This window comes from Pseudomonas sp. LBUM1666 (genome assembly GCF_059695775.1).
The window spans coordinates 2,855,373-2,870,867 of sequence record NZ_CP166789.1; the positions used below are offsets into that span (position 1 = coordinate 2,855,373).

At 58.1% G+C, this 15,495-nt stretch carries 14 protein-coding genes; 5 read left to right on the forward strand and 9 right to left on the reverse strand.

The features are described from left to right. Positions 1–45: 45 nt before the first annotated feature. Positions 46–1,161 carry a Gfo/Idh/MocA family protein gene (locus ACA056_RS13090; RefSeq protein ID WP_497273283.1) on the reverse strand — a complete coding sequence of 372 codons (1,116 nt, stop codon included), beginning with the start codon at positions 1,159–1,161 and terminating at the stop codon, positions 46–48. A 318-nt stretch (positions 1,162–1,479) separates the two neighbouring features. Here ACA056_RS13090 and ACA056_RS13095 point away from each other — a divergent pair, with 318 nt between their 5' ends. After that, on the forward strand, positions 1,480–1,893 hold the full coding sequence (locus ACA056_RS13095; protein WP_497273284.1) for a hypothetical protein: 414 nt from the start codon (positions 1,480–1,482) through the stop codon (positions 1,891–1,893). After that, entirely contained in the window at positions 1,893–2,489 is a 597-nt protein-coding gene (locus ACA056_RS13100; protein WP_497273285.1) for a hypothetical protein, read from the forward strand. Before ACA056_RS13095 ends, ACA056_RS13100 begins: the two co-directional genes overlap by 1 nt. Positions 2,490–2,578: 89 nt before the next feature. Here ACA056_RS13100 and ACA056_RS13105 read toward each other — a convergent pair whose 3' ends face one another. The 6 genes from ACA056_RS13105 to ACA056_RS13130 all read right to left on the reverse strand — a co-directional run bounded on the left by ACA056_RS13105 (position 2,579) and on the right by ACA056_RS13130 (position 7,425). Further along, on the reverse strand, positions 2,579–3,346 hold the full coding sequence (locus tag ACA056_RS13105; protein WP_008149805.1) for an SDR family oxidoreductase: 768 nt from the start codon (positions 3,344–3,346) through the stop codon (positions 2,579–2,581). Between the two features lie 33 nt (positions 3,347–3,379). Next, positions 3,380–4,447 (reverse strand): phosphotransferase family protein, encoded by a 1,068-nt coding sequence (locus ACA056_RS13110; protein WP_095128210.1) that lies wholly within the window; start codon positions 4,445–4,447, stop codon positions 3,380–3,382. A 144-nt stretch (positions 4,448–4,591) separates the two neighbouring features. Beyond that, complete coding sequence (locus tag ACA056_RS13115) at positions 4,592–5,551, reverse strand: 2-hydroxyacid dehydrogenase (protein ID WP_497273286.1); 960 nt, start codon at positions 5,549–5,551, stop codon at positions 4,592–4,594. 134 nt (positions 5,552–5,685) lie between these two features. Then, complete coding sequence (locus tag ACA056_RS13120; RefSeq protein ID WP_497273287.1) at positions 5,686–6,204, reverse strand: cysteine hydrolase family protein; 519 nt, start codon at positions 6,202–6,204, stop codon at positions 5,686–5,688. 188 nt (positions 6,205–6,392) lie between these two features. Next, positions 6,393–7,010 (reverse strand): TetR/AcrR family transcriptional regulator, encoded by a 618-nt coding sequence (locus ACA056_RS13125; RefSeq protein ID WP_497273288.1) that lies wholly within the window; start codon positions 7,008–7,010, stop codon positions 6,393–6,395. 31 nt (positions 7,011–7,041) lie between these two features. Further along, a complete protein-coding gene (locus ACA056_RS13130) occupies positions 7,042–7,425 on the reverse strand; it encodes a tautomerase family protein (protein ID WP_497273289.1) in 384 nt (127 codons plus the stop codon). A 269-nt stretch (positions 7,426–7,694) separates the two neighbouring features. Between ACA056_RS13130 and ACA056_RS13135 the strand changes: the two genes are divergently transcribed. Together ACA056_RS13135 and ACA056_RS13140 are read left to right on the forward strand one after the other, a co-directional pair. Continuing rightward, positions 7,695–8,975 (forward strand): serine/threonine transporter, encoded by a 1,281-nt coding sequence (locus ACA056_RS13135; RefSeq protein WP_429510160.1) that lies wholly within the window; start codon positions 7,695–7,697, stop codon positions 8,973–8,975. Positions 8,976–9,224: 249 nt separating this feature from the next. Then, a complete protein-coding gene (locus ACA056_RS13140) occupies positions 9,225–10,886 on the forward strand; it encodes a SulP family inorganic anion transporter (protein ID WP_497273290.1) in 1,662 nt (553 codons plus the stop codon). A 109-nt stretch (positions 10,887–10,995) separates the two neighbouring features. Here the strand turns inward: ACA056_RS13140 and acnB are convergent, their stop codons facing one another. Next, positions 10,996–13,605 carry a bifunctional aconitate hydratase 2/2-methylisocitrate dehydratase gene (gene acnB, locus ACA056_RS13145; RefSeq protein ID WP_497273535.1) on the reverse strand — a complete coding sequence of 870 codons (2,610 nt, stop codon included), beginning with the start codon at positions 13,603–13,605 and terminating at the stop codon, positions 10,996–10,998. Between the two features lie 408 nt (positions 13,606–14,013). Between acnB and ACA056_RS13150 the strand changes: the two genes are divergently transcribed. Beyond that, on the forward strand, positions 14,014–14,484 hold the full coding sequence (locus ACA056_RS13150) for a DUF1289 domain-containing protein (RefSeq protein WP_046048871.1): 471 nt from the start codon (positions 14,014–14,016) through the stop codon (positions 14,482–14,484). 94 nt (positions 14,485–14,578) lie between these two features. Here ACA056_RS13150 and uspL read toward each other — a convergent pair whose 3' ends face one another. After that, the gene (gene uspL / locus ACA056_RS13155) at positions 14,579–15,442 is read right to left on the reverse strand and encodes a universal stress protein UspL (protein ID WP_056741759.1); all 864 of its coding nucleotides are present in this window, start codon (positions 15,440–15,442) and stop codon (positions 14,579–14,581) included. Between the last annotated feature and the right edge of the window lie 53 nt (positions 15,443–15,495).

Below are 15,495 nucleotides of genomic sequence, written 5' to 3' on the forward strand. Positions count from 1 at the left end.
ACCGCCAGCGGCGCTGTGCTGCTGGCGGGTATCCGCACGTTTCGCTCAGACTTCCTCGATCCTGACCCAACGCGACTCCCGCGCTGCCAACCGGATCGCCGTCGCCAGACGTTCGACTTCCCACGCCTGTTCGAAATCTGTTCCACCCTGAGATAAGCCTGCCAGCGCCATCACCAGATCATGGACTTCCAGCGTTTTGAGTTCGTTGTAACCCAACTGATGCCCTGCCGCCGGACTGAACGCCGCATAACCCGGCAGATTTGGTCCTGCCAGCAAGCGCTGGAAACCGTCCTGACCGGCACGAAACAGGCGCAATTCATTCAGGCGTTCCTGATCGAACACCAAAGTCCCTCGGGTGCCGCTGATTTCGAAACTCAGGTGATTCTTGTAGCCGTGCTTGAGCCAACTGCTGCTGAACGTGCCCCGGGCGCCATTCGCAAACCGCAACAAGGCGTGGACCTGATCGTCGACGGCAATACTGCGTTGCTCCGGATTGCCAGCCGTGGCGGGACGTTGCCGGTGTACGGTCTGGGTGTTGGCGCTCACTGCCTCGACATCGCCCACCAGATACCGGGCCATGGCCAACAAGTGACTGCCCAGATCGGCCAGTGCGCCACCGGCATGATCGGCATCGCAACGCCACGACCAGGGTGACGCGGGATCGGCCATGAAGTCTTCGCTGAATTCACCCTGGAAACTGATGATCTGACCCAAGTCGCCGTTTTCAATCAGCTGCCGGGCGAGCGCGATCATCGGGTTGTGCTGGTAGTTGTAACCCACCCGCGTCACCACGCCTGCCGCTTTGGCCGCCAGGCGCATGGCGTCGGCCTGTTCCAGATTCACCGCCAACGGCTTCTCGCAATACACCGGTTTGCCGGCGGCGAGGGCGGCCATGGCCATGGGGTAGTGCAGGTGATTGGGCGTGGTGATGGCAATCAGATTGACCTGGGGGTCATCGATCAGTTGTTGCCAGTCGCTATGAGCGGTGTCGAAACCCCAGGCATCGGCGCAGTGGCGGGCACGCTGCGGATCGGCGTCGGCCAGGGCGGCGAGTTTGAGCTTGAGGGGCAGTTCGAAAACCGCACTGACGTTGCGAAACGCCAAGGCATGGGCGCGGCCCATGAAACCTGTGCCGATGAGTCCGATACCGAGTTCGCGCATAGCCGGGGTCCTTTTGGGATTTTGTTTTCAGGAGGGCTATTAATGGAATAAATATTCCCAATACGCAACATTATGGAATAAATATTCTTTTTGTGTGCGATATCAGGAAGCACGGGGAACGGCTACACCGCCTTGCTCCATTGCCTACAACTACACCGGAATCCGCCGGCTTGTACGTCTCGCTATCGGCCTCTATCGTTTCCGGGTGCGCAGATCAACGACAAATCGCGGGCTTTGATGACGGGACATACACCTCAGACTATATTGGCCACTAATTAATCAGATTTGAGCAATGCAACGAATCGAATAGAGGTGGCTATGTCGAAGGATCTCGAAAAAACAACCTGTGCTTTCGTTGATGGTGATCGTCACGAAGCCAAGGTTGTGCGTGATTCTGCCGGATTCCAGCACGGTGGCATCATCCGCCTGGCGAATGGGAAAATCGTCAGTGGACGTGCCAGTACTGTCAAAACAAATTCCGAGAAGGCATACGGATTTATCGCAGCTGCGGTTGCAAAAAGTGGATCAGGAGTGAGGATCGATATGGATAGCGAAGGACACAAAACAGCGGCTGAGAATGGCTGGATCATGGTCGGTTCTAACGGCACCAAGTTATCAGCCGCCACGTGCGCTTCGGTGCGTATCGATGAATACGCTGCTGAAATGCTCAAGGACCCGAATAAGGTTCGAGCGTTTTTCGAACGTGTGAATGGGGAAGCCAAGGCTCGCTGATGTATTGCATTTCTCCTTCTTTTGTTCTTGGTTTTCATGGGTGCGAACGAGAAATTGGCGAGCGCGTACTGGCTGGCGAGGCAACGCTCCTTGATAGTACTAATGACTATGATTGGCTTGGTCGCGGCGCCTATTTTTGGGAAAACAACCCGCAGCGCGCACTGAGCTTTGCGACGAATGCGCAAAAGCGGAGTTCTATCAAAAATCCCTTTGTGATTGGCGCAGTGATTGACTTGGGCCGTTGCCTGGATTTCACAACCGAGAGTGCGTTGCGTGAAATCCGTCAGACCTACCTCTGGCTTGAAGCCGCCTCTAAAGAAGAGGGCGGTCAACCGCTTAAGAAAAATAATCCCTACCTACGTCGTTTGGATTGTCAGGTCATAGATGCCTTGCATACCTTCCGGGAGGTTACAGAGGCACCTGCGTACGATTCTGTTCGTTCACCATTCTGGGAGGGTGAACGTCTTTATCCAGGCACGGATTTTATGCATGAAACGCATGTTCAGCTGGCGATCCGTAACGTAAAGAGCATCAAGGGCTATTTTAGAGTTCTGGATCTGACTGGGAAGCCGGTTGAGTTTGTTCGAGCCGAGTAGTTTCGTTGCCTGGCCCAGTCCTGGTGTTCACCATCAGAACAACAAAAAGGCAGCCCGAAGGCTGCCTTGTGATCATCCGGAAGAGCAGATCAGGACAAGAACCCACCATCCACATTCAACGAAACCCCGGTGGTGTAACTCGACGCATCACTGGCCAGATACAACACCGCCCCCGCCATTTCACTCGGATCCGCCACACGCTTGAGTGGAATCTGCTGCAACGCGGTGTTCAAAATAGCCTCGTTTTTCACCAAGGCCGAAGCAAACTTGGTGTCGGTCAGACCCGGCAGCAGCGCGTTGCAGCGGATGCCGAACTGCGCGCATTCCTTGGCGAACACTTTGGTCATGTTGATGACCGCCGCTTTGGTCACCGAGTAGATGCCCTGGAAGATCCCCGGCGAGATGCCGTTGATCGAGGCGACGTTGATGATGCTGCCGCCGCCGTTTTCGCGCATCAGCTTGCCGGCTTCCACCGACATGAAGAAGTAGCCGCGGATGTTCACGTCGACGGTTTTCTGGAAAGCGCTGAGGTCGGTGTCCAGTACGTTGCAGAACTGCGGGTTGGTTGCCGCGTTGTTGACCAGGATGTCCAGGCGCCCGAACTGTTCGCGGATGCCGGCGAAGACTTGGCTGATCTGTTCCATTTCACCGATGTGGCAAGCCACGGCAGTGGCTTTGCCGCCGGCGGCGATGATCGCATCAGCCACGTGCTGGCAGCCGTCCAGTTTGCGGCTCGAGACGATGACATGGGCGCCTTGCTGGGCCAGCAGTTTGGCAATGGCTTCACCGATGCCGCGGCTGGCGCCAGATACGAATGCGATTTTGCCGTCGAGGTCGAACAACTGAGTCTTGGACATGGTTTTTCCTTGTTATTGGGGCCAGTGGCTTGATCAGAGGCTGGATTTCGAAATGACTTGCAGGCTCATCTGCTCCAGCAGTTTGTTCATGTGAATGAACTGCGCGAAGCGTTTGTCCTGGGTCTGACCATGGAAGAAGCGGTAGTAGATCTGCTGCACGATGCCGGCCAGGCGGAACAGGCCGTAGGTGTAGTAGAAGTCGAAGTTGTCGATCTGGATACCGGAGCGCTCGGCGTAGTAATCGACGAACTCACGGCGAGTCAGCATGCCGGGTGCGTGGCTCGGCTGGCGGCGCATCAATTGCACCGGTGCCGGGTCGTCGGCTTCGATCCAGTAGGCGAGGGTGTTGCCCAGGTCCATCAGCGGGTCGCCGAGGGTGGTCAGTTCCCAGTCGAGCACGCCGATGATGTCCATCGGGTTGTTCGGGTCGAGGATCACGTTGTCGAAGCGGTAATCGTTATGGACGATGCTGGAGGTCGGGTGATCGGCCGGCATCTTGTCGTTGAGCCAGGCTTTGACCGCCTCCCACTTCGGCGCGTCCGGCGTCAGGGCTTTCTCGTAGCGATCGCTCCAGCCTTTGATCTGCCGCGCGACATAACCTTCGGGTTTGCCGAGGTCGCCCAAGCCATAGGCGTTGTAGTCGACCCGGTGCAGTTCAACGAACTTGTCGATGAAGCTCTTGCACAGCGTTTCGGTTTTCGCCGAATCCAGACCCAGTTCCGGCGGCAGTTCGGAGCGCAGGATGATCCCCTTGACCCGTTCCATCACATAAAACTCGGCGCCAATCACCGATTCGTCAGTGCAGTGCACATAGGCTTTGGGGCAGTACGGAAAACCATCACGAAGCTGATTGAGGATGCGAAATTCGCGGCCCATGTCGTGGGCGGATTTGGCCTTGTGGCCAAACGGCGGCCGACGCAGGACAAACTCCTGTTCCGGGTATTCCAGCAAGTAGGTGAGGTTCGACGCACCGCCTGGAAACTGGCTGATCTGCGGCAAACCACTCAGGCCCGGAATGTGGGCCTTGAGGTACGGATCGATCAGGCTGGCATCGAGTTCTTCGCCGGTGCGGATACGGGTGGACTGGTCAGTAAGCGCCATGCTTATCCCTTCTGCTTATTTTGGAGGCCTGAGACTATTGGCTAATCTAATGCGCACGCTCGACACCCACAACCACGAACAGCCCTTATAGGTGAGCGTGTTGCCGGGCAATCATTGTTTTTGATACACCTGTTTGAATGGTCGTCAGATCATGCTCGTCGTCGATGGCAGGGCAATCGGGGTCAATACCGGATTGCCGGTGAAGAACGCCACCAGATTGCGACCGACCAGCTCCACGGTGCCTTGAGTGGCTTCCGGGGACAAACCGGCGACATGCGGGGTGAGGATCACATTGGCCAACGCCTTGAAGGCATTGGGTACTTGGGGTTCTGTGTCGAAGACGTCCAGCGCAGCGCCGGCAATTCTGCGCTGCTCAAGCGAGCTGATAAGGTCTGCGGTGACGATCACACTGGCTCGGGCGATGTTGACGATGAACCCCTGGGGGCCCAAGGCGTCGAGTACTTGTCGGTTGATCAGGTGTTTGGTGCCAATCCCGCCAGGGGTGGCGACGATCAAAAAGTCTGATTTCCGTGCCAGCTCCGTGGGCGTCGAGCAGAAGCTGTACGGCACATCGCTGCGATGCTGGCGGTTGTGGTAACTGACCGTCATGTCGAAGCCGTGGGCGGCGCGTTTGGCGATGGCCATGCCGACCGCACCGAGGCCCAGGATGCCCAGGCGCTTGCCGGTCAGGGACGGGCGCATGATTTTCGGCCACTCACCCCGGCGCACGGCGGCGTCGCAACGGGGAATGTCACGTACCAGAGACAGCAGCATCGCCATGGCATGGTCGGCGACTGAAGAGGCATTGACGCCGGCGCCGTTGGTGACCGTAATGCCCCGGTTGGCGGCGGCTTGCAGGTCGACGTGTTCGTAGCCGGCGCCGATCACGCAGATGATCTTGAGATTGGGCAGGGCGGCGATTTCGTCGGCATACAGGCCCAATGGGCCGCGGGTCAGCACCGCATCGATCTGGGTGCCATGCCGTGTAATGGCATCGGCGCGCTCGGTAGGCGTGGGAGCCAGTATCAGGTGAAAGCCCTGATGTTCGAGAATCGGCAGGTAATCATTGATGGTTTCAACCAGTACCAGAACGGTTGCGGTCATGCTGGGCTCCTGTGGGCATCGGAAAGTCGGGGCTCGAACGTCGCTTCAGATTGCTGGTTGCGCAACGGTCTGGCATTTACCAAAGATAGCAGGCTTGTGGCCTGCGACCTCAGTGTAGGAGCGTTCCGTAGCGCTTACCTATCCACGGTGTTCAACACCTTTACGAATGCACCGTTCAACGTCGCGTTATGGTGTTCGATGATCGACCGGGCCGGCAGCGCCGGTGTGTCCATGCAGGTATGCGCATCGGCCACGAGTATGGGGTTGAACCCCAGTTCAGCCGCTGCCCGGCAAGTACTGTCGATGCAATATTGGGTTTTCATTCCGGCAATGAACACGTCAATGATCCCGCTTGCCCGCAGTTGCTCCGCCAGCGCGGTGGCGTAAAAGGCGTTGGGTCGGGTTTTGTCGAACAGGATGTCGGTGCTGGCATCCAGATCCAGTGCGGGCAATAGCTGCCAGAAGGGGCTACCGACTTCGATAGGCGAACCTTGAGGGCCGGTATGGCGCACCGCGAAGATCGGCACGTTGCGCTCCCTGGCCTGACGAATGAGTTGCTGGATGTTCGCCAGTACCCGTTCACCGTCGTAGGGTTTTTCCGGGCCATGGAACAGACCGACCTGCATATCGATGATCAACAGCGCTGATGACATGGGTGTTTCTCCTTGGGTGTCGTACGAAAAGTGCCGAACGGACGGGAGAAACGACAAGGCCCCGTCCATTGCTGGCGGGGCCTTGGGTTCACTGCGCTGTGTTTATCTCAGCCAGCCACCGCACGACCCGCCGGAAGCGGTCGTAGTGGTGCAGGTGAGATTCAGCGCAGGAATATTCATGAGGCCGATCATGCTGTCGGCGTCGCGGGTGTGTCAACGGCCGTGTCCGAGGTGAGAAATGTCCGGGCTGCGTCGAGAATTTCATCGGACAAGGCGTCACCACGGGTCGCGCGGGCCAGGGTCAGGGCACCGACCATCAGCGAATAATCCACCAACGCTTTTTGCCGATTGGTTTCGGGCTGATCCGCGCCCATCAGCGGTGCCAGCATCTGCAACAATGCCTCCAGCCCTTGGGTGTAGGTCTGGTGCAAACCGCTTTCTACGGTTTCATGGCACATGTCGCCGGCAAACGCGGTCACCGGGCAGCTTTCGCCCGGATTATCGCGATTGGCCGCGGACAGGTAGGGCGCGATGATGCTCTCGCGAGCCGAGAGACTGTCGTCGTTATCCTCTATTTTCTGCTTCCAGCGTTCCATTGATTGGGTGAACGCTCGGCTGCACGCCTCTTGTGCCAGCGCTTCCTTGGATTCGAAGTGACCATAGAACCCGCCATGGGTGAGGCCGGCCGCGCCCATCACGTCGACGACACTGATCCCGTGCAGGCCGCGTTCGCGAAACAGACGCGTGGCGGCCTCGACGATGATCTCGCGGTTGAGTTCGGCTTGTTTGCGGGAGACTCGGGGCATTGGCGGCTCACAGGTATATAAAAGGTAAAAATCAGCTGGTGTATTGGGCTATGCCGTTGCCGAAGGACCAGTTCTCTTTCTTTACTTCCACCAGATTGATGAACACATCTTCCAGCCGCACCGCCAGTTCCGCGTTAAGGCTCTCGGCAATGGTTTTGTAGAGGAGTTTTTTCTGCTCGATGGTGCGGCCTTCGCTCAGGGTGATCTGAATCACCACCAGATTGTCGGTGCGATTGATGCCCAGGTATCCCGGGTCAAAAATGAAATGCTGTTCATCGTGCTCGGCAAGAATCTGGAAATTATCGTTCTCCGGTACGCCAATGGCGCTGTGCATGGCGGCGTAGATCAATTGCCCGACACGTTTGGCGTGAGTAGGGTCTTGATGCTTTTTGATGTCGACGCGAACGAGTGGCATGAGAGGGCTCCGAAATTAGGGTTGCCGGTCAGCAGTCGGGATCGAAATTACATGACGGCGATCCTTTATTGAATAGATTTTTTAAAACATCTATTTAATAAAGGGTGCCAATGGATCTGATCCGCACAACCACTCCTCAGCTAAGTCTTTGCTTCTGCTCATTAATCCCGGACAATCGCGCCCCTGTTTCGGCCAGGGCGCTGCCTGTCGGATTTTTCCGACTCGTCCTGACCGGGTAGCAACTGACCGGAATGCGGAGATCCCACCGGATGAATGATCAGGCCAATAGCGTCGACGAACGCTATGTATCGGCGGCACCAGCCACGCTTGAGAGCTGGAATCGCCATGACACCACCTGGATGCTGGGCCTGTTTGGCACGGCCATCGGGGCTGGCACGCTGTTTTTGCCGATCAACGCGGGTCTGGGCGGCTTCTGGCCGTTGCTGGTCCTGGCGGTGTTGGCGTTCCCTATGACGTTTTACGCACACCGTGGCCTGACACGTTTTGTGTTGTCCGGACGCGAAGGCGCGGACATCACTGAAGTCGTGGAAGAGCACTTCGGGATCAAGGCTGGCGCACTGATCACCTTGCTGTACTTCTTCGCAATCTTCCCGATCCTGCTGATTTATAGCGTGGCCCTGACCAACACCGTGGGCAGTTTCCTCGAGCATCAACTGCACATCATGCCGCCACCGCGCGCCGTGCTGTCGCTCGTGCTGATCCTCGGCCTGTTGGCGGTGGTACGTTGCGGCGAACAGGTGATCGTCAAGGCCATGAGCCTGATGGTTTATCCGTTCATTGTTGCGCTGCTGTTTCTCGCGGTGTTCCTGATTCCTCACTGGAACGGCGGCATTCTCGCCACCGCGTCGACGCTGCCAGAACCGTCGGCACTGCTGCACACGCTGTGGCTGGCGATTCCGGTGATGGTGTTCTCGTTCAACCATTCACCGATCATCTCGGCGTTCGCGGTGGACCAGAAGCGTCGTTATGGCGATCACGCCGAAGAGCGTAGCTCGCAGATCCTGTCCCGCGCCCACGCTTTGATGGTGGTGATGGTGCTGTTCTTCGTGTTCAGCTGCGTGCTGACCCTGTCGCCCGCGCAATTGGCCGAAGCCAAGGCGCAGAACTTGTCGATTCTGTCGTACCTGGCCAACCACTTCAGCAACCCGACCATCGCCTTCGCGGCACCGTTGATTGCGTTCGTGGCCATTTCCAAGTCGTTCCTGGGTCACTACATCGGCGCCAGCGAAGGTCTTAAAGGTCTGATTGTGAAGAGCGGCAAGCGCCCGGCACCGAAGACCCTGGATCGCATGACTGCCGCCTTCATGCTGGTGGTCTGCTGGATCGTTGCCACGCTGAACCCGAGCATTCTCGGGATGATTGAAACCCTGGGTGGTCCGATCATCGCCGCGATCCTGTTCCTGATGCCGATGTACGCAATCCGCAAGGTTCCGGCCATGGCGCGTTATCGTGGTCAGGCGTCCAACGTCTTCGTGACGGCGGTGGGCCTGGTGGCGATTTCGGCGTTGATCTATTCGCTGACTGCCTGATTTTGGCTGAGAACTGAAATTCCTGTGGGAGCGAGCTTGCTCGCGATTGGGGGCGACTCGGTCTTAAGGCAAGCCAGTGCAGTCATTAAAAAACGCCGCTCATCATCACGATGAGCGGCGTTTTTTTATGGCGAACACCCAGCACCTGACCCAGGGCACACATCCAAACGGATTAGCGGCTACGATAAAGCCTGCATTGACGCGTCATAGAGCGTTCGTGGCCTGTTGATCTTTCTCAGGAGACGCTTCATGGCTCAGGCTCACGGTGCATCGGCGCAACCTCGTACCGATAAGCCAAACCGCTGGCTGGATGTCGTGGCCGGGTTGTCGATTGCCGGTTTGTTGTTGCCCGAGGCGGTCGCCTATTCAAGCATTGCCGCGTTGCCGCCCCAGGCTGGCGTGATTGCGTTGTTTGCCGGTTTGCTGTGCTACGGACTGTTCGGCACCAGTCGTTTTGCCATCGTTTCTGCGACCTCGTCTTCGGCGGCGGTACTGGCCGCCGCCACGGCCACTTTGGCCAATGGTGACTCGGGCCTGCGAATGGCCCTGGCGATTGGTCTGGTGCTGGTGACGGGTGGGTTTTTTCTGCTGGCCGGACTGTTCAAACTCGGCAGTGTGACGTCTTTTATTGCCAAACCGGTGCTGCGAGGCTTTGCCTTCGGTCTAGCAGTGACGATCATCCTCAAGCAAGTCGCGAGCATCGTTGACGTGCACTTGAGCAACGGCACCCTGATCCGTTTCGTACCGCAACTGCTGGAGCAGTTACCGCAGTGGAACCGGGTCGGCGCGCTGGTGGCGGCTGTGTCCTTGCTGGGGCTGTGGCTGTGCGCGCGGGTCAGGCGTTTGCCGGGAGGTTTACTGGTGGTGGCGCTTGGCATCGCAGCCGGCCAATGGCTGAACTTGCCCGCCTATGGGGTGAAACTGATCGGCGTGATCGATCTGAGCCTGGAAGTGCCTCGTCTTCCCGTGTTGCCGTTTACCGACTGGTTGCGCCTGGGCGAACTGGCGTTTGCCATGGTGATGATTCTGTATGCCGAATCTTACGGATCGATCACCTCGTTTGCGCTCAAGCACGGCGATCGTGTGTCCTCGAACCGCGATCTGCTGGCACTCGGTGCGGCCAATCTGCTGTCAGGCCTGTTTCATGGGATGCCGGCAGGCGCCGGTTACTCTGCGACGTCGGCCAATGAGGCGGCGGGTGCCGGCTCGCGTCTGGCGGGCGCGGTAGCGGCGGGGGTGGTGTTGCTCATCGTCTTGACGGTATTGCCCTGGATTGCCCTGACCCCCGAGCCGGTGCTGGCGGCCATTGTCATTCATGCCTTGGCGCGTGGCTTGAGCCTGCAGCCCTTGGGCCGTTATTTCATCTGGCGTCGTGACCGTCTGCTGGTGATCTGTGCCGTGGCGGCGGTGCTGGTGCTGGGAGTGCTGGACGGTTTGTTGGTGGCGGTGGTGATCAGCGTGGTGCTGATGTTGAAACAGATGTCATCGGCGGATATTCAGGTGCTGGGACAAATGGGCGGTGGTCATGAGTATGTCGATGTGCAACGCCATCCCCAGGCCAGTGAGATCCCCGGTGTGCTGATTGTCAGGCCGAGCGAGGCGCTGTTTTTTGCAAACGTGGAGCGCATCCTGGGCGGTGCACTGCGCCTGGCCCGACATGCATCGCCACCGATTCATACGATCATTCTCAGTCTGGAGGAGTCTCCCGACCTGGATGGCACCAGCATCGAGGCGCTGGAAACGTTCTTTATGCAAGTGCGAGCCGAGGACAAGCTGCTGATTCTGGCGCGGCTCAAACACGAGCCCAAAGCGGCTCTCGCGAAGTTACCGGCGCAGGAGCTGGAGCAGGTAAGTCTTAGCGGTTTGAGCGTTGACGGGGCGGTGCGACAAGCACTTAAGTCATCCGCATAACCTGTGGGAGTGAGCTTGCTCGCTCCCACAGGGGTTAGGGCAAAACTTACGTGCATAAAAAAACGCCGCTCATCTCACGATGGGCGGCGTTTTTTATTGCGTTGCAGCGTTAGGCTTGAACGACCGGGATGTTGGCGTTCGCAGCAGCTTCACGGAACTCGGCGATCTGGTCGAAGGACAGGTAGCGGTAAACGTCGGCCGCCATGCTGTCGATCTTGCCAGCGTATTCCATGTACTCCTCGACGGTCGGCAGGCGACCCAGGATGGAAGCAACAGACGCCAGCTCGGCCGAAGCCAGGTAGACGTTCGCGCCGTCACCCAGACGGTTCGGGAAGTTTCGGGTCGACGTCGACACAACAGTCGAGTTCGGCTCTACACGTGCCTGGTTACCCATGCACAGCGAGCAGCCCGGCATTTCCATACGCGCGCCGGCCTTGCCGTAGATGCCGTAGTAGCCTTCTTCGGTCAGCTGGTGAGCGTCCATTTTGGTCGGCGGCGACAGCCACAGACGGGTTGGAAGCTGACCTTTGACCTGTTCCAGCAACTTACCGGCAGCGCGGAAGTGGCCGATGTTGGTCATGCACGAACCGATGAACACTTCGTCGATCTTCTCGCCAGCAACGCTGGACAGCAGACGGGCGTCGTCCGGATCGTTTGGCGCGCAGAGCACAGGCTCTTTGATGTCGGCCAAGTCGATTTCGATGATTTCAGCGTATTCGGCGTCAGCATCGGCAACCATCAACTCAGGGTTGGCGATCCAGGCTTCCATCGCTTGAGCACGACGTTCCAGGGTACGCGCATCGCCGTAGCCTTCGCCGATCATCCAGCGCAGCAGGGTGACGTTGGAGCTCAGGTACTCGGTGATCGACTCTTTCGACAGCTTGATGGTGCAACCGGCTGCCGAACGTTCGGCCGAGGCGTCGGACAGCTCGAACGCTTGCTCGATGCTCAGGTTGTCCAGGCCTTCGATTTCCAGAATGCGGCCGGAGAATGCGTTCTTCTTGCCTTTCTTCTCGACGGTCAGCAGGCCAGCCTGAATCGCGAAGTAAGGAATGGCGTGAACCAGGTCACGCAGGGTGACGCCCGGTTGCATTTTGCCTTTGAAGCGCACCAGGATCGATTCCGGCATGTCCAACGGCATAACGCCAGTGGCTGCGGCAAACGCTACCAGACCGGAACCGGCCGGGAACGAAATGCCCATCGGGAAACGGGTGTGCGAGTCACCACCGGTACCGACGGTGTCCGGCAGCAGCATGCGGTTCAGCCAGCTGTGGATGATGCCGTCGCCCGGACGCAGGGAAACGCCGCCGCGGGTCATGATGAAGTCTGGCAGGGTGTGGTGGGTGGTCACGTCGATCGGCTTAGGGTAAGCCGCGGTGTGGCAGAAGGACTGCATTACCAGATCGGTCGAGAAGCCCAGGCACGCCAGGTCTTTCAGTTCGTCACGGGTCATAGGACCGGTGGTGTCCTGAGAACCCACGGTGGTCATTTTCGGTTCGCAGTAAGTACCTGGACGAACGCCTTTGCCTTCTGGCAGGCCGCATGCCTTGCCGACCATTTTCTGCGCCAGGGTGAAGCCTTTGCCGGTGTCGACAGGTGCTTCAGGCAATTTGAACAGGTCGGTAGGACCCAGGCCCAATTCTGCACGGGCCTTGTCGGTCAGGCCGCGACCGATGATCAGCGGGATACGGCCGCCAGCACGAACTTCGTCCAACAGCACCGGGGTCTTCATTTCGAAGGTGGTCAGGACTTCGTCAGTGCCGTGTTTGCAGACTTTGCCAGCATGCGGGTACAGGTCGATCACGTCGCCCATGTGCATGTTGGTGACGTCGAATTCGATTGGCAGTGCGCCAGCATCTTCCATGGTGTTGTAGAAGATCGGAGCGATTTTGCTGCCGAAGCAGAAACCACCGGCACGCTTGTTTGGCACGTTAGGCACGTCGTCGCCGAAGAACCACAGCACCGAGTTGGTGGCCGATTTACGCGAGGAACCTGTACCGACCACGTCACCGACGTAGGCGATCGGGAAGCCTTGACCGCGCATTTCTTCGATATGCTTCATCGGACCGGTGACGCCCTGGGCGTCAGGCACGATGCCTTCACGGGCCATTTTCAGCATGGCGAGGGCGTGCAGCGGGATGTCCGGACGGGACCAGGCATCAGGAGCAGGGGACAGGTCGTCGGTGTTGGTTTCGCCGGTGACCTTGAACACGCGCAGGCTGATCTTGTCGGCCAGGACAGGACGGTTTTTGAACCACTCGCCGTCAGCCCAGGATTGCAGCACGCCTTTAGCGTGAACGTTACCGTTCTTGGCTTTTTCAGCGACGTCGTGGAAAGCGTCGAACATCAGCAGGGTGTGCTTGAGTTCTTCGGCAGCGACTGGCGCCAGTTCGGCGTCGTCCAGCAGATTAACCAGAGTCACGATGTTGTAGCCGCCCTGCATGGTGCCGAGCAGTTCAACAGCGCGTTTCTTGTCGATCAGAGGGGATTTTGCTTCGCCTTTAGCGAGGGCAGACAGGAAACCGGCCTTTACATAGGCTGCTTCGTCCACACCTGGCGGAATGCGATTGGTGATCAGGTCAACGAGGAAAGCTTCTTCGCCAGCCGGGGGATTCTTCAGCAGCTCGACCAGGCCTGCAGTTTGTTCGGCGTTTAGCGGCTGGGGAACGATACCCAGTGCTGCACGCTCTTCGATATGTTTGCGGTAGGCTTCAAGCACAGTTATTACCCTCATCAGTGGTCCCAAATGGGTGTCCGGGACGCTCATCCCGAAATTGCCGTACTCATGCGCTGCATGGCGTTTTGGGCCACTTAGCCAGAATTACCGACAATTCCTTACAGAAGCTGCTTTCAAAGTTTTACGCCTGCAGAACGGGGAGCTGATGAGGGTTGGCGTTAGGCTTTTCCCCGCTGGAAAAACCCTTCGCCAACACCGCTCTGAAGGAACGACTGTGCTCGTGACGCTTTGAAAACAGCTTCTAACGGACATTGGCGCCTTAAAAGGCTGGCTGATTCTACGGCAAAAAAAAATTAAACGTAAGTTAGCCCCTGAACTTTGAGGGGTGATGAATGTTAGACAAAGGGCTAACATGCCGACCTGTTCTGCTTTCCCGTGCTTTCCCTACCTATGCCCAATCAGACCATCAAGACCCCTTGCGTCGGCCTCTGCTCCACTGTTTACGGTGATTTGGTGTGCCGTGGCTGCAAGCGTTTCCACCATGAAGTGATCAACTGGAATGGTTACAACGAGGAAGAAAAGCGCGCGGTGTGGCTGCGTCTTGAGCTGCTGCTGTCTCAGGTGATGGCCAGCAAGCTTGAAGTTTTCGACCCCCAGCGCCTGCGTCTGCAACTGGAGCAGCGCAAGATCCGCTTTGTGCCGCATCAGTCCGAATATTGCTGGGCGTACCAGTTGATCGCCCGGGGCGCGCGGGTCATCAACAACCTGGAAGCCTACGGGATGGTGCTGATGCCGGAGTTTCGCGACTGGAACCTGCCGGAGCTGCGGGATGCCATTGATCGAGAGTTCTTTTTGCTCTCCGAGGCGCATTACCAGCGCTACATTGCGCCGGGGTTTCTAAAAGACGCCTTCGGCGCCTAAAAGCATCGCGAGCAGGCTCGCTCCCACAGTTGGAATGCAATCCCATGTGGGAGCGAGCCTGCTCGCGAAGTCAATCTGACTGGCGCCGCAACCCTCAATGCTGAGTCACGATCTCCTCCAGATGATCCATGATCGTATCCGGCTTCAGCACCAGCACATCGCTCTCCACCGCATCCAGCACCACCTCCGCCGTATTCCCGATCAACGCCCCTGACAATCCGGACCGAGCCACGGTACCGATGACCGTCACCGCCGCCTGCAGCTTGTGGACCATGAACGGAATCAACACATCCGCCGGACCTTCCTCGATATGCAGGTGCTCGTCATCAATGTCGAACTCGGCCTGAAACGATTTGCACTGTTCGCGATAGCGCGCCTCGATGGTTTCGCTGAGTTGCAACGTCGGGTCGGCCGCCGACAGCATCGGCGACGGATGGGCGCTGACCACGTGCAAATGGGCCTTGGCCAGGCTGGCAATGTCGTAACCGTGATCGACAATACAAGAGTGCAAGGTGCGGTGTTCACCATCGGTATTACCGACATCGATCGCCGCCAGAATGACGCCGCCAGTCCAGGGTTTCGAGGTTTTGACCAGCAGCACCGGCGTCGGGCAGTAACGCAGCAGTTTCCAGTCCGCCGGGGTCAGCAGGGCTTTTTTCAGCGGACTGTCGGGGTAATGCTGCTTGACCACCAGTCCGCAACCTTCAGCCTGCTGCACATCGACAATGGTTTCGTGCAGGCTTTCGTTCCAGGCCTGCTCGGTGGTGACGCTGTAGCCGTCCTCGATCAGCGCGGCCTTGAGCACGCCCAACATGCCGCTGTGGTCATGCTTGCGGTCGCAGACCAGCAGATGCAGATGAGCCTGGGTCACGCCGGCAATCAGCTTGGCCCGTTTGAGCGCCAGGCTTTCCGAGTGTTCAGGTTCGAGGACCACCAGAATGCTGCGAATGGCTTGCATGATCGGGATCTCCATGAAGTAAAAAATACTGCGTTGGACAACTATAGTTGCTG